The 13748-nt window shown below is 64.3% G+C and carries 13 protein-coding genes and 2 pseudogenes; 3 read left to right on the top strand and 12 right to left on the bottom strand.

Annotated features, from left to right (window positions below; translation table 11 throughout):
- Positions 1-20 precede the first annotated feature (20 nt).
- The 3 genes from BLS11_RS11805 (at position 21) to BLS11_RS11795 (ending at position 2161) form a co-directional block, all read left to right on the top strand.
- Positions 21-797: a nucleotide-binding protein gene (locus BLS11_RS11805; RefSeq protein WP_092537697.1), complete on the top strand. Its 777-nt coding sequence runs from the start codon at positions 21-23 to the stop codon at positions 795-797.
- Positions 794-1348: a DUF8054 family protein gene (locus tag BLS11_RS11800; RefSeq protein WP_092537695.1), complete on the top strand. Its 555-nt coding sequence runs from the start codon at positions 794-796 to the stop codon at positions 1346-1348. The genes BLS11_RS11805 and BLS11_RS11800 overlap by 4 nt, the downstream gene beginning before the upstream one ends.
- A gap of 75 nt (positions 1349-1423) precedes the next feature.
- Positions 1424-2161, top strand: a complete 738-nt coding sequence (locus BLS11_RS11795) for a DUF8116 family protein (RefSeq protein ID WP_092537693.1) — start codon at positions 1424-1426, stop codon at positions 2159-2161.
- Between the two features lie 44 nt (positions 2162-2205).
- On the opposite strand, the gene BLS11_RS11790 is transcribed toward BLS11_RS11795, so the two are convergent.
- The 12 genes and pseudogenes from BLS11_RS11790 to BLS11_RS11735 form a co-directional block, all read right to left on the bottom strand.
- Entirely contained in the window at positions 2206-2574 is a 369-nt protein-coding gene (locus BLS11_RS11790) for a hypothetical protein (RefSeq protein WP_092537691.1), read from the bottom strand.
- Positions 2575-2817: an amphi-Trp domain-containing protein gene (locus tag BLS11_RS11785; protein ID WP_092537689.1), complete on the bottom strand. Its 243-nt coding sequence runs from the start codon at positions 2815-2817 to the stop codon at positions 2575-2577.
- A 159-nt stretch (positions 2818-2976) separates the two neighbouring features.
- Positions 2977-3504 carry a DUF7261 family protein gene (locus BLS11_RS11780; RefSeq protein WP_245698887.1) on the bottom strand — a complete coding sequence of 176 codons (528 nt, stop codon included), beginning with the start codon at positions 3502-3504 and terminating at the stop codon, positions 2977-2979.
- Positions 3501-3938, bottom strand: a complete 438-nt coding sequence (locus BLS11_RS11775; protein WP_092537687.1) for a DUF7262 family protein — start codon at positions 3936-3938, stop codon at positions 3501-3503. The genes BLS11_RS11780 and BLS11_RS11775 overlap by 4 nt, the downstream gene beginning before the upstream one ends.
- The gene (locus BLS11_RS11770; RefSeq protein ID WP_092537686.1) at positions 3931-4626 is read right to left on the bottom strand and encodes a DUF7263 family protein; all 696 of its coding nucleotides are present in this window, start codon (positions 4624-4626) and stop codon (positions 3931-3933) included. The genes BLS11_RS11775 and BLS11_RS11770 overlap by 8 nt, the downstream gene beginning before the upstream one ends.
- The gene (locus BLS11_RS11765) at positions 4623-5156 is read right to left on the bottom strand and encodes a DUF7266 family protein (protein WP_175454443.1); all 534 of its coding nucleotides are present in this window, start codon (positions 5154-5156) and stop codon (positions 4623-4625) included. The genes BLS11_RS11770 and BLS11_RS11765 overlap by 4 nt, the downstream gene beginning before the upstream one ends.
- On the bottom strand, positions 5156-5875 hold the full coding sequence (locus BLS11_RS11760) for a DUF7289 family protein (protein WP_092537684.1): 720 nt from the start codon (positions 5873-5875) through the stop codon (positions 5156-5158). Before BLS11_RS11760 ends, BLS11_RS11765 begins: the two co-directional genes overlap by 1 nt.
- Entirely contained in the window at positions 5872-7800 is a 1929-nt protein-coding gene (locus BLS11_RS11755) for a type II secretion system F family protein (RefSeq protein ID WP_092537682.1), read from the bottom strand. The genes BLS11_RS11760 and BLS11_RS11755 overlap by 4 nt, the downstream gene beginning before the upstream one ends.
- Positions 7793-8833, bottom strand: a pseudogene (locus tag BLS11_RS11750) (type II/IV secretion system ATPase subunit); the annotation flags it as partial. The pseudogene BLS11_RS11750 and the gene BLS11_RS11755, both read right to left, overlap by 8 nt.
- A 29-nt stretch (positions 8834-8862) precedes the next feature.
- Positions 8863-11241 (bottom strand): potassium channel family protein, encoded by a 2379-nt coding sequence (locus tag BLS11_RS11745; protein WP_092537681.1) that lies wholly within the window; start codon positions 11239-11241, stop codon positions 8863-8865.
- Positions 11242-11361: 120 nt separating this feature from the next.
- Positions 11362-12531, bottom strand: a pseudogene (locus BLS11_RS11740) (secretion system protein); the annotation flags it as partial.
- Positions 12532-12912: 381 nt separating this feature from the next.
- Complete coding sequence (locus BLS11_RS11735) at positions 12913-13713, bottom strand: helix-turn-helix transcriptional regulator (RefSeq protein ID WP_092537679.1); 801 nt, start codon at positions 13711-13713, stop codon at positions 12913-12915.
- Positions 13714-13748: the final 35 nt, after the last annotated feature.

Genomic DNA, 13748 nt, shown 5'->3' with positions numbered 1-13748 from the left:
GGGGGTCGCGTGGCGGGCGTATGGTCGAGGCGTTCGCCGTCGCAAGCGGGAAGGGAGGAACGGGGAAGACGACGAGCACGCTCGCACTCGGGATGGCGCTCGCCGACCGGTACGACGTGACGGTCATCGACGCCGACACGGGGATGGCGAACATGCTGTTTCACACCGGCTTGGACGACGCCGACGTGACCCTGCACGACCTGCTCGTGGAGGGGCGCGGCGCGGCCGTCGGAGACGCCGTCTACGAGCGGTTCGGGCTCTCGGTCGTTCCCTGCGGAACCAGCCTCGACGCGTTCGAGGCGGCCGACCCCGCGCGCCTCCGCGACGTCGTCGCCGAACTCGCCGCCGACACGGACGTGCTCCTCTTGGACTCGCCGGCGGCCCTCGGGTCGAAGAGCGCCGTCCTCCCCGTCGTCCTCGCGGACCGGGTGGTGGTCGTCCTCCAACCGACGATACCCTCGCTCTCGGACGGCCTGAAGGTACAGGAGTACGCTCGCTCCTACGGCACGGAGACGGCGGGCGTCCTGTTCAACCGCGTCCGCCCCGACGAGGACGTCGAACGGGTCGCAGAGCAGGCGGCGCAGTACTTCGGGGGGACGACGCTCGCCGCCGTCCCCGAGAGCGACGCGGTGCGGGCGGCCCGGCGGGAGGGGAAACCCCTCCTCGAACACGCGCCGGCGGACCCGGCGGCGGACGCCTTCCGCGAGGCGGCGGCGTCGCTTGAGGTTCGCTCGGACGGCGACGCGGCGGGCGTCGCCGAACGCTTCCGAAGCGCCGTCGTCCCCGACAGGGTGTGACCGTGCCCGCAGACGTCCAGATACCCGAAGGCGACCTGATTCGCTCCCGCGTCGTCGCCGACGCGGGCGTCACGCTCTCGGCCGCCCTCGACGACGAGTTGACGGGCTACGCCGTCGTCGAACCGCAGGACGCCCTTCTGTTGGGCGACGGCGGCCGCGCCGTCCTCACTTTCGAAGACGGGGTTCCCGTGTTGGCGTACGACCCCGCGACGGACCGCGGCGGGAGCGACGCCCTCGCGGACTTCGCCGCCGCGGGACCCTACCGCGTCGAGGTGTACGAACTCCCGGCGTCCGCGCTGGATGCGGCGCACGGGACCGACGAACTCCGAGTGCCGCCGACGGAACCCGCGGACAGACTGGCCGACGACCCGTCCCTCGCGGAGCGAACCCGCGAGGCCGCGCCCGCGGACCGACTCGACGCCGGTGAGGGGCAGAGCGCCGTCGAGGAGTTCCTCGCCGACGCCGACCGAATCGAGGCCATCCGCGAGGAGGCGCGCGAGGAGGCGGCCGCGCGCGCCGAGGAGTGGGGACTGTCGGACCAGTTAGAGTGAGTGCGGCCGCGCGGCGGACGCCTCACGCCGCCCCAACCGCCCCGACTTAACCCGCCGGTCGCCGAAGGGCGACGCGTGACAGTTCTCACGCTGGTTCCGCTTCGAACGTCGGCGGACTTCGCCGACTGGTTTCGCCCCGGCGCGGAGTACGTCCTGCGGGTCGCAGAGGGAATGGGACTGGAGACGGAGGGCCTCCCGGACGTCGTCGAGGAAGCCGAGGCCGCGATGCGCGCCCGGCGGGCCGGAACGGACGTCTCGGAGTCCGTCGCCCGCGTCGTCTCCTCCGCTCTCCTCGCAGACGCCGCGTTCGGCCCGCCGTTTCTGGAGTGGACGCCCGTCTGGTACGAACTCGCGCTGACCGGGCCGACGCACTACGCCGACTGGCGACTCCGCCGGATCGCCGCGCGGTACGCGGAGACGCTGGACCACGTCTCGGTGCCGCGGTTCAGTCGCCCCCGCGACGTTCTCGTCGAGGGCCGCCCCGCGACCGCGTTCGTCTCCGGATTCGCCGACCGGTTCGCGTTCGCGTCGGCCCTCCTGCACGTCGAGTGGTTCGCCCCCGTCGCCCGCGAGTGGGGGCTCTCTCTCCCCTCGGACCTCGTCGAACGGACGCGCCGCGAGACCGTCGAACTGTACGTCGGGCGGCGGTCGGTCGCCGACCTCTCGCCCGACGCTCGCCGGTTTCAACGCCTGCTTTTCACCGACGAGACGTGGGTCCGCGAGGTGGACGACCGGTACGAACTGGATAGCCTCCTCTTCGACGCGTGGGAGCGAGTGCTACGGCGCGAACGGGAGCGGTTCGCTTCAAAATAGGCGGTCGGACGGGCGAGGCGGCGCGGCGACGGCGCTCCGGCGGTTCAGACGCCGGGGATGCCCAACGCGTCGGGCGTGACGACGCCGACGGTGCTGAGGGCAAAGAGGATGCCCACGGCGACCAACCACGCGACGAGGCCGATGCCCGCGGCCGTCCCCCATCCGCCGGGGTATATCCAGTTGATGACGCCGATCCAGATTATGAGCATCAGTATCGGGCCGATGAGGGGGATGCCGCCGATGAAGTAACTCACCAACGCCCAGACGGTCGCGCCGATGAGAGCGGTGAGTATCGCCCGGCGGAACCCGGTGTCGCGGTCCAACAGCAGTTTCGCGCCGGCCGCGATTCCGACCGCGCCGACGAGCAGTCCCACGAACCAGATGAGCGCCGAACTGACGATGCTTTCGACCATCTATTTGTCCCGCTTCCATCGGGCGTTGAGCTCTATCGACTCTTTGTTCCCGCGGAGCATCGAGGACCGCTCTATGACCTCTATCTCCGTCTTCACGTTCCGCGTCGGACTCAAGTTCACGCGCTTGTTCCCGACGGGGATGTTCGCGTCCGACTCGCCGTCGAACTGGTTCGCCAGTTCTCGGAGGTACTCTGCGAACTCCTGTCGGTCCATCGTCTGCTTGGAGTCGGTTGAGTTTGCCATAGACGTGAATTTGCTTCGATAATCGAAAAGAGTGCGGGCCGAAGCCACGAATAATTTAGAATATGTCGCGTATATCGTCGAATAGTTACACTCTCTATTTCGTACCGTTATCGGGCTCCGGAAGCGCCGCCGCGTCGCTCTCGTCGGGGTACGGACGCCCTACGCGACGGGACGGACGACCACCGTTACTTCACTCCGTTCGCCCGGAGCGACGACCGAGACGTCGAACGCCGCGGCGACGACGGTCGTCTCGTTCGCGCGTTCTTGGACGACGACGCCCTCTTCGACGCGGCACGCTCCGAAGTCTCGCCCGTCTCCGGTCGGGCAGTTCCGCCCCGCCCACCGCCCGGCCGCCGACCCGTTGGCGGCGACGGCGAGGGACCGTTCCTCGCCCGCCCTGTCTTCGGCGAGGCGGCGCGCGTCGGCGTCGATAGCTTCCCGAACCGCCGTCGCCGCCGCCTCGCGATTCCCCCACGCGTACTCGCCGTCGACGTCGGCGGCGGCGACGACGAGCGACGTTCGGAGCGTCTCGCGCGCCTCGTCGACTCCCGAGGGGTCGGTCGGCCCGGGCGAGGGCGTCCGGTCGGCGTCGTACCCCAGTTGGGCGTACGCGAGCGTCATCGGCACGAGGGCGACGGCGACGACGACGGCCGCGAGGAGGACGACCTGCCCGCGATTTCGGCTCACACGTACCACACCCTGAGCGTCACCGCGCACCCGGCGGTCTGGCGGTCGGCGCGACCGGCGGGGAGTCCGTCCGGCGGGGGGTACCCGACGCGGCCGCGGGGCGTGGCGAGGCGGTACGCCACCGAGTCCGGCAGGAGGGAGTCGAGGCGCGTCGCCAACGCCTCGCGCTCGTTTTCGAACGCCGACTCCGACCGGCAGGCGGCGGTCAGACGAGAGATACCGCTTCCGGTCGGCGGTTCGGCGGCGAGGACCGACAGCGCGTCCGACGCCAGCCGGTCGAGTCGTTGCGACGGGGCGGCGTCCGCGTCGCCGCCGACGGGAGCGACGGCGAACCCCGCCGCGACGGCGGCGACGAGGAGGATGCCGACGACCGCTTCCGCCAGCGACGTGGCGAGTTGGGCGCGTTCGCCCGACTCGGCTCTCGACTCACGCACCGACGGTCACCTCCAGCGTCTCCGCCGTCGCGTTCGTCGCCGTCCACTCGACGGTGGCCGTCCCGTCGCTCCCGTTTTCGACCGCGAACGACAGTCTCGGCGACGCGACGGGCGGGACGGAGACGACGTACTCGCCGGAGAGTCCCGACCGGTCGTGGAGGACGACCCGGTCGTTCGCTCGCACCGTCACGACCGAGGTGTTGCCTCCGGCGGACACGCCGAGGCGGACGCGCCGCACCCGGTCGGGAAGCGACACGGCCGTTCGCTCCGTGAAGTTCACCGACTCGGACCGGCGGTCGCCCCCCTCGACGCGGACGAGTCTGCGGGCGGTCGCCCCCTCGGGGTCGCCCCGTTCTAGCAACGTCTCGTTCCCCAGTCGGACCCGGACCGCCCGGCCCCGGACGGGCGGCGCGAGTCGGTCGATATCGTCCGCGTCGAGCGTCCGAACCGCCGTTCGGTTCACGACGTTCGCGCGCCGCGTGTAGTTCGATTCGGCGGCGACGAGGCGGGCGGCGGCCGCCTCGGCGGCGTGTCTCGCCCCCGGGTCGCGGTCCGCACCGCCGAGCGCTCGGTCCGCGAGGGCGACGCTTCCGACCGTCGCGGCGGTCAGGAGGACGAGTGCGGCGGCGAGAGCCAGGAGATTCGCCTGCCCGCGCGCGTCGGAGCGCGGCGAATCGGCGTCGTTCACGGGTCCACCCCCGTTTCGTTCGCCACCTCGGTCCGGTTTCCGTTCGCCAAGTAGACGCGCGGGCCGCGCGCGCCATCACGGACGACGACCCACGAGGGGGTCGAACTCGCCCACGTTCCGGTCACGTTCGTCACGCGCGAGGGCACCGCGAGTCTGACCCGCCCCCCGATACCGGGGGTCGGGTGGTCGAGGACGAGCGTTCCGTTCGCCGCCCGGACGCGGTAGGGGTCGCCGCGGATGGTGGTCGGAAGCGGGGCCGAGACGGCGCGTTCGACGCGGACCGAGCGCTCCGGAACCGCCCCCTCGATGCGTTCCGCGGCGCCGACGAGTGCGCGTTCGCCGACTTCGTCCCCCGCGGCGGTGCGGTAGTCGGGGACGACGCCGCCGTAGAGCGTCGTCGTCAGCAACGCGACGAACAGGACGACCAGCCCGACTTCGAGGCCCTTGCCGACGACCGGCGAGAGGGCGCGGTCCGAGGGGAGAGTCCGCGACGAACGCGACGGATGCGCCGAACGCGGCGGACGGCCCATCAGGCCACCTCCAGTCGCAGGTCGTGGACGACGAGGCGGACGCTCCGCCGGCCGGGGAAGGCGGCGACGACGCTCTCGGTTCCGTCGCCGTCGAAGTCCCGCCGCGTCGTCGTCGCGTTTCGCTCCGCGAAGTGCCGTTCCCACGGCGCGGGCGTCGGCGTCTCGACGGCGACCCGATAGCGGTTCTCGGGGAGGGTGTGCGCCTCGTGCGTCGCGTTCGTCCGGAACGTCACGTCCACCGACGTACCGAACGCGGAGACGGCGTCGGAACCGGTCGCGTTCAGCACCGGCACTCCGACGTATAACGTCCCGTTCGCGGGCGCGACGGACGGCGGCGCGTCCATGCGTCCGACGCCCGCGTGACTCGCAGTCACCGCCCCCGCGTGGTACGCGACGCGGCGACTCCCGTCTCCCGTCTCGTAGACGACCGCGCCCGCGTCGGCGGCCCACACGGTGTCTGAATCGTTCAGCACGCGGACCGTCCGGTTCTCGACGCGGAGCGTCCCGCCCGCGACTTCGACCGTCGATTCGTCTCGGCCCGCGCCGTCCGTGTGGTCGAGCGAGTCGTCGAGTGCGTCCGCGATTCGAGCGGACTCGCTCGCCGCCACGCCGTCTTGGAGGGCGGTGCCCGCGGCGGCGGTGAGCGCGCCGATTCCGACGACGGTCATCGCCAAGAGGAGTGCGACGCCGACGACGGCCGACTGGGCTCTGTCCGTCATATCACGCCAGCCCCCCGGAAGACGACGTGGCAGACGACGACGAGTATCGCCGAGTGAAGCAGCGACTCGTAGCGGCCGCGACTCGCCGCGCCGGCGAACCACCCCGACGCGAGCATCGTCGTCTGGGTCGTCACGTAGATTCGGAAGCGGTCCCGTTCGAGGTCGACGGCCGTCGGGTCCAAGGAGACGCCCGAGAGGTCCGACATGGAGGACAGTTGAGCGAACCCGTCGAACACCTGCGCACTCGTGGCGACGGTGATGCCGACGACGAGGAGCGCCGTCGTCCACCCGACGGCGACGTAGACGAGCAGTCCCGAGCGGAGTTCGCGCTTCTCGTGGTAGAGCCGCCCGATTTCGCTCTGGAGTGTCTCGAAGACGGTTCCGGTGTCGCTCCCGGCGTCGAGCGCACCCGTCACGAGGCCGATCGTCTGTTCGGCCATCGGCGTGCCGACGCGTTCGACGAACCGGTCCAAGGCGGCCGTCCGCAGGTCCTCGTCGGTGCCGGTGTTCGGCGTCGTCAGTTGGAGGTTCGACGCGAGGTCGGCCACGTCGGCGGAGAGCGGACCCAAATCCACGTCGCGGGCGACGTGTTCGACCGCCTCGCCGAACGGGCGGCCGAGGCTGACGTGCCCCGAGACGGCGTGGACGAAGTCCTTTATCTCGCGATCCTTCGCGTCGTCGAGGCGGGCGCGGCGGACGGCCACCGCGCCGACGGGTAGCGCGTAGACGACGTACCCCGCGAGGGCGACGTCCGCCCACTTCGCACCGAGGAAGACGGCGGTCACCGCTCCGAGGACGCCGACGGGGAGGAAGACGAGGGCGGCACTCGCCGGGTTCGAGGCGGCGGTGGCGAGCGTTTCCACCTTCGAGGCGGGGCGTTCGTACCCGATGGTCTGGTCGGGCGGGCGGAGGGCGGCGACCAACGCGGAGGCGACGACGCCGACGACGAGGATGAGGAGACCGCTGGCGTAGACGGCGAACCCGCGGACGGTGGTTTCTCCGACGGGCGTCCACACCGGCGCGGAGAGCCCGGGCGCGATGATGCTCATCACCGTGAGGACGATGACCAACAGCGCGGGCATCACCAACAGGACGATGAACACCTCAGAGAGCAGTTCGAGGAAGCCCTCGGAACGTTTGCGCCGGCGGTCCTGTCGGTGGCCGAGCATCCGGCTCTCCATCCGGAGGTAGTTCCGGAGGGCGTCGGAGCCTTGGTCGGCGTGTTCGCGGTACTTCAGGAGGAACGGCGAGAGGGTGTCCTGCGCGGGCGTGTCGCGGGCGACGCGCCGCAGTCCCTCGTTGACGTTGCCGGTCATCGCGGCGGTGTTCAGCGCCTTCCGCACGGAGACGGCCGTCTCGCCGTACGCCTCGGTGTCTGCGACGCGCCGGAGCATCGCCCGGCGGCCGTCGCTCCCCGACGCGAGGACGTGTAGGTAGCGCACCGCGCCCGGAAGCGTCCGTTCGATGTTCGACCGACGGGCGGCGGCGACCCACCGCAGGTACCGGCCGCCGAGGGCGACGACGCCCCGTTTGGCCATCGACCCGGCGAAGACGGCCGCCGCGACTGCGACGACCGGTCGCGGAACTCGCGGAACCGGGGCCGTCTCGACGAGGGGGACGGCACCTTCGACGGCGGCCACCGCCGCCGAGAGCGTCGAATCCGGAAGCGCGACGGCGACGACGCCCGCCGGGAGGCCGACGAGGAGGGCGAACAGCCACGAAACAGCGTACACGCGGGCGAGGTACACGTCGAACCCGATCCGGAGGTCGGTCCCGCGGTAGGCGCGGCGGGCGCGTTCGTGGCGCGCGGCGTCGGCGTGGCGGGCGAACAGGGCGTAACAGACCCGGTCCGCGGCGGCGAACGAGGTTCGGCGGCCGGTGACACCGCCGCCCTCGGAGTTCTCCGCGCCGAACGCCTCACTCACGCGCACCACCGTCGGTTCGGGCCTCGCTCTCGCCGTCGCCTTCCGTCGCGGACTCCGCTTCCGCCATGCGACGCCGGACGCGTTCGACCGTCGCCGCCTCGTCCGTCCGGAGGTCCGAGAGGAACGCGAACAGGCGGTCGAACTCCGCGACGCCCTCCTTCACGAGATACTGCACGTAGCCGTGCTTGCGGTGGAACTCCGCCTCCACGCTCTCTACGTCGCGGTCCGTCGCCGTCGCCAGTCGGTGGAAGACGCGGTGACCGAGTCTGCGGTGGTCGTCGCCCATCCGCGGGTGGTCGTACTGCATCGAGAACGTGCCGTCCGTCTCGCGGCGCAGGACGGTGTTCCACCGGAGCGTCCGCCCGTTCTTCTCGATGGTACCCTTCCGCGCCGTCGCGGGCAGTTCCTCGTACCCCTCCTCGTCGACGAGTTCGACCACCTCGCCGACGTACCGGTCGCCGTCGATGCGGCGCGGGAACACCACTAAGTCGAGTTCTTCGAGCAGGTAGGTGGGGAGGCCCTGTTCGACGACGCGGTTGACGAGGGTCTCCACGTCCTCGGCGTGCGTGGTGCCGATGACGCCGTGGCCCGTGTTGAGAACCTCCGCGAACGTCTCGAACGACTCGGGCGTGTTCACCTCGGCGATGACTTCCACGTCCGGGTTCAGGTAGTTCGCCTCCGTCATCAGGTCGGCCATCGAGACGCGCTTGAACTCGTTCTCGTGGTCGCGCGTCGTCAGGGAGATGCCCGTCTCGTGCGGCAGGTGGACCTCTCGGGACCCCTCGTCGATGCTCACCGGGCGGTGGTCGAACGGGATAAAGGGCATGTGCGCGTTCATCAGCGTCGTCTTCCCGACGCCCGTCGGCCCCGAGAAGAGGACGACGCGGTGGTGTTCGTACAGCATCCACAGCAGAGCGACCAGTTCCGTCGGAAGCGAGCCGAGTTCGACCAGATCGACGGGGGTCATCGGTTCGGCGGACTGCTTGCGGATGGAGACGTGCGGGCCGCCCTCGGAGATGACGGGGAGGGCGACGAATACTGTAAAAATTTGATAACTTCTAGTTACCTTGAAGCCTGTTTCCCAAGCGCATATAAGAGTAACCCAACTAAAAATACTCCTCCAAAGGCTTCTGTGCTTGCGACTATCCGTGCAATATCGCCTCTTGGTTGGAAATCTCCATATCCAAGAGTAGTAAATGTTGATATACTAAAGTATAGGCTGCTAATAGCTACTTCAATAACTGTTCCCTCTGATAGCGTTCTTCCGGTCGTTCCATTCACTACGTCTGTAAATGGATATATGGCTGCCGGAACAAATATGAATAGTAACATCCATCCACCAATCTTCCAGATTTTCTCACCGTATCCGCAACTATGGTCCAATATACTATTCGTTGTATATGACAAGAACGACCGAATCCATCTCCAATTAACGTCTCGTTGTATTGTGCCTGGAACCTGTTCAATAAGTGATTCAGAGGATAGAGTATTTCGATGCCGACTTCTATTCATCCGCATTTCCTGTATGAGGAATTCTGACGCAGATTTATAGTCCCCAACCTCTTTCGCACCAATCTTAGCCTTAAGATATGTCGTTTCTTGTGATTTTTGTTCTTTAGAAACGTCCGGGAATCTATACATCATCTCTTCTGTCAGTTCTTCATCAGTCACTTCCCTTATATTGATGTCTGACTCGCCTAACCTCCGTTCCACGTCTACCTTAGAATAGTCAAATTCCCAATTGTTTTCTTCTAATTCCTGCCGGTGGTCTGTAAAGTCAAATCCTTCAAAATCAGTTTCCACAAATTGGAAGGGTGAAAGACTTTCTACGCCTTCTGGTGCAATTATGTCGATAGGGCCTAAAGTAGTGGAAGTCATATCGTAAAATGGCTGATTTTCTGATGGATGTTCGATTCGACCTTTCTTGATCGTTGACTCCAAAAAGGAATATATTTGGATATGGCCGTTATCAACTGGATCTATATGGAAATTGTCAAAGGTCGTGCTATCGAAGCGCCCAATTGAATCTATATCGATATCGTGTAGGTGGAGATTTGAGAAGTAACTTGCTATCGCATTTATCTTCTCTATCGAAGAATCCTCAATTATGAGGTCAGATTCCTGATTTACATTAGAAATATCAAACTCCCCCATGAGGCTCATATCTGTTATTCGGCTTACTTTTCCTAGCTCTGTTCGACTAAGATTTAATGAATTGGCAGTAAGTTCGGTGAACTCAACTATACATACAAGCTGACTGTGGACCATCTCTATATCCCCATTCACCTCTGTGGAGTTGATCACAAATCGAGACCGCACAACTGAAGAAATCATTTCCATGTTTCCGCCAACCTCTACATTCAGGATGTGTAAGTTACGGTTAAAGTCCGACCTAGATAATGCCACATCATTATTTACCTTAGAATCTCTAATAATTAGATCTCCGTGGAAGTAAGCTCCGTTAAAATTTAGAGATTCGATTTCATCCTCGCTATCATCAATGTCAAAATGGTCAAATATCTGCTGTTCGCACGATGATATCCTAGTTTGTCCAGAAAACTCTGCCTGGTAAAAAGAGATCTCACTGTTAGATCGAATACATCTGAAATTCCCTGCATGGATATCTGCTTCTCTAAATGTGGGTCCACAATAGAATATCACGCCACGGAAATCAACGTCCCCTCCTAAATTAGTAGCTCTGAAATCAGCAGATTCATGAAACGTTGATTCTTGGAAGTGGACTGCTTTAGTGAATTCAGCCCTCATACATGAGATTCCACCTTTGAAATCTACACCGTGACAGTGGACTTCCTTAATTGATGTTCCGTTCAGTTTGACGTATCCCTTGAGTAAGGATCCGGTGAGTCGAATAACATCCAACTCTGATCCTAGAAAGTCACAATCTCCCTTCACGTTGCTCCTCATAATGTTAAATATATGGTGGTTCGATGATCCACATTTAACATCTCCCTCAATATCACAATCATTGAATGAAATTGCGGAGTCGCTAATCAAATGTTGTAGGTCTACTGTTCCTATCGTCGAATCCGTGCATTCTATTATGCTTGTTACTCTTGCCCCGCTCAGATCCATCTTATCGATTTCTGCACTTAAAATCGAAAGTGGAATCGTAATATCGCAATTAGAAAGATCTAATGTTCCAATTGTGGCATGATCAAAGTCAAACCAGGTGGAATATTCAGAAGGTATTTTCACCATAGAAAAATCAATATAGGGGATATTTATGCCTCTAAAATCGAGGTTTGATTCTGTTTCGACTTCTCGTTTAAACTCCTCAAAAACTTCTTTTTGATCGATTTCTTCTAGTGTTTCGTCATCCAAATGGAATATGCATCTATCTTCGCTCTTCTCACAAACTGGACGAGAACACTCATACTGAGTGTTTTCATCTTTAACTGAGAACGAACACTTTGAACTCATAGTTACTAGAAAAATACCATTGTTGAAATATGTTTCCAAATATGGTTGGATTCATTACTAGTCATTCTTCCTCCAATAACACTGGCAGAATTCCTTAATTTGAATCAGAGACTACGTTCGTGACGCCGCGAGTTGGGTGACGACGTTGACGAAACTCGTCTCGTCCTCGAATGCGAGGTTCGTCGGCACGCGGTTCCCATCGCCGATGCCCGCCCGCGGGATGACCTTCACGCGTTCGCCGACGCGGTTGGCCTCGACGTCTTCGAGGTGCCCGTCGCGGATGGGGACGGTGAGGACGCCCTCGCCCACGTAGTCGCGGAGGACGTAGTACACCAAGTCGTCCAAGCGGTCCTCGGCGAACCGCCGGTCCACGGGCGGGACGGCCAGACCGTACTCCGCGAGTGCGGTCCGGACGCGGTACTCCGTCGCCTCCATCCACGCGCGAGTGTTGCGCGCGGTGAGTTGTCGAGAGAGGAACTGCCGGGCGCGTTCGGCGACGAACGCGCGTCTGTCCTCGACCACCTCGTCGACGTTCGCCTCCCAGATTCGCTCCTTGCACTCGTCTATGAGTTCCTCGTCGCCCGGGAGGAGGTCGGGTTCGAGGACGGCGTACTTCGTCGTGAACCGGTCGTCGCCCAGTAGATGTTCGCGGTAGACGACCACGTCCACGTCGAACCCGCAGAACGGGACGGTGTAGTGTCTGAGTCGCTCTCCGGCGATTCGGTCTGCGAACTCCGCGTCGGCGCGGTACTCGGTGACCGCGGGCGCGTAGTCCCTCGTGTGGACGACGAGCGAACCGCTCCCGTCCTCGTCGCTCACGTCCACCACGTCGATTCGGTCGTCGAGTGCGAGGGGCGTCACCTCGCCGAGCAAGCGCAGTTCCCTGAGGGCGTAATACTCTACGCGCCGCCGGGCGGCGGGCGAGGCGTCCAACAGTCGGTCGAACACGCGGCGGTACTTCGGCGGCACGCCGCCCGAGGCGCGTTCCGAGGTGCCTTCGCGGGTGAGCGGTCGCCGCCGGTTGACGACGGAGAAGTGCGACCGAATCGCCTCGAGGGCTTCCTCCTCGCGGGGCCCCAATCCGGGTTCCCGAACCTCGTAGACGAACCCGACGCCGTCTCCGTCGTCGCGCACCGTCGTCACCACGCCCGGCGCGACTTCGTACTGCGCCCGAACGTCCGGCGCGTACCACGCGTCGCCGTCCGACGGCGGTACGGGGGCAGGTACCCGTCCGTTCGCCTCGTTCGCATCGTCCGTCCCCCCGACGGAGAGCGTCGGCCCGCGACTCATCGACTCCCCCGCGCGACAGTCCTCGTTCCGAACATGACGACGACTTGCCTCGTCTCCGTACTTAAGGATAGAGAAGCCGATTCGAGACTGATAATATGACGCCGCTGAAACGAACCGCCGAGGAGACCGTTCGAGGCGCAGATATTCGGGGGACAGGGCGGCGAATCGAAAAGCGTTCAGTCAGGAAATTGAATCGAGATTATAGGAAGAGTATCGTAAGTGATAACCACGTCGCCGAGACGACGGCGAGGGGAGGCGGCGACGGACGGAGGTGGAGGGTCGAGTACGGACTACGCGTCGGGCGGGGAGGAGACGAACGAGGCGGAAAACCGGGGGCGAAACGCGGAGGAGAGAGCGAGAACCGAAGTGGTCGTGGCGGCGTCAGATGCGGCGCGTCGGAACCGGGTACTCCTCGATGGGCGTCGCCCGTCGCCACGACCACTCGAACAGGTCGAGTGCCCACTCGGTCGACTGGTCCTCGTCGGCGACGATTTCGGTCCGGGCGTCGTACTCGCCGTCGAGGGTGGGAAGCGAGAGGAACGACATGTCGTCGGTCACCGCGAGGGCGAACTTCACGTCGGCGACGCGAATCGAGAGGTTCTCCGGTACCGGCACCTCGCCGCCGTCGTGGCGTCGAATCTCCTCGACGACGGCCTCCGTGATCAGCAGGCGACCGGGATACTCCGCGCACACCTCTCTGAGCGTCTGTCCGAGGTTCGGGAAGTGCACCGGCGCGGCGACGGCGACTCGTTTCGACTCGACGAGTCGTTCGCGGATGAGTCGGACGATGCCCGCCGGGTCGGCGTCCGACACCTGAACCACGTCCGACCCCAGAAGCGCCTGCAGTCGCGACCGGAACGCCTTCGGCAGGGCCGTCACGTCGTGCGTCCGCCAGTAATCGCTGTTCGAAGAGAGGAGAGCGTCGAGTTTGCGGCGGTCCGTCACGACTTCTCGGACGATGAGGCCCAGTCCCGTCAGCGACCACTCCTCGCCTTCGCGACGGAGCAGACCCTTCTTTTCGAGTTGACTGGTGGCCGCGTAGATGCCGGACTCGCTTCCGTCGAGTTCGCCACAGAGAGTCTGCGTCGTCGCGGGCGCGTCCGCCACGCGACAGAGGACGGACTCCCGGGTTGCGGAACTCGTGACGAATTCGACGAACGATTCACGCTCTATACTGCTCATAAACGGGTAATCGGAAACGAGTGAACCTAAACCCA

The sequence above is a fragment of the Halopelagius longus genome (assembly GCF_900100875.1).
Taxonomy (GTDB): domain Archaea; phylum Halobacteriota; class Halobacteria; order Halobacteriales; family Haloferacaceae; genus Halopelagius; species Halopelagius longus.
Note: the sequence above shows the minus strand (reverse complement) of the source record. Positions and strands in the feature narration are given on the sequence as shown.

Excerpts from the sequence above, each read along its gene's own strand:
- BLS11_RS11785 (WP_092537689.1), bottom strand. The coding sequence starts at position 2,817 with ATGGCAAACTCAACCGACTCCAAGCAGACGATGGACCGACAGGAGTTC.
- BLS11_RS11765 (WP_175454443.1), bottom strand. The coding sequence starts at position 5,156 with ATGGGCCGTCCGCCGCGTTCGGCGCATCCGTCGCGTTCGTCGCGGACT.
- BLS11_RS11745 (WP_092537681.1), bottom strand. The coding sequence starts at position 11,241 with ATGAGTTCAAAGTGTTCGTTCTCAGTTAAAGATGAAAACACTCAGTAT.
- BLS11_RS11790 (WP_092537691.1), bottom strand. The coding sequence starts at position 2,574 with ATGGTCGAAAGCATCGTCAGTTCGGCGCTCATCTGGTTCGTGGGACTG.
- BLS11_RS11805 (WP_092537697.1), top strand. The coding sequence starts at position 21 with ATGGTCGAGGCGTTCGCCGTCGCAAGCGGGAAGGGAGGAACGGGGAAG.
- BLS11_RS11760 (WP_092537684.1), bottom strand. The coding sequence starts at position 5,875 with ATGACGGACAGAGCCCAGTCGGCCGTCGTCGGCGTCGCACTCCTCTTG.
- BLS11_RS11735 (WP_092537679.1), bottom strand. The coding sequence starts at position 13,713 with ATGAGCAGTATAGAGCGTGAATCGTTCGTCGAATTCGTCACGAGTTCC.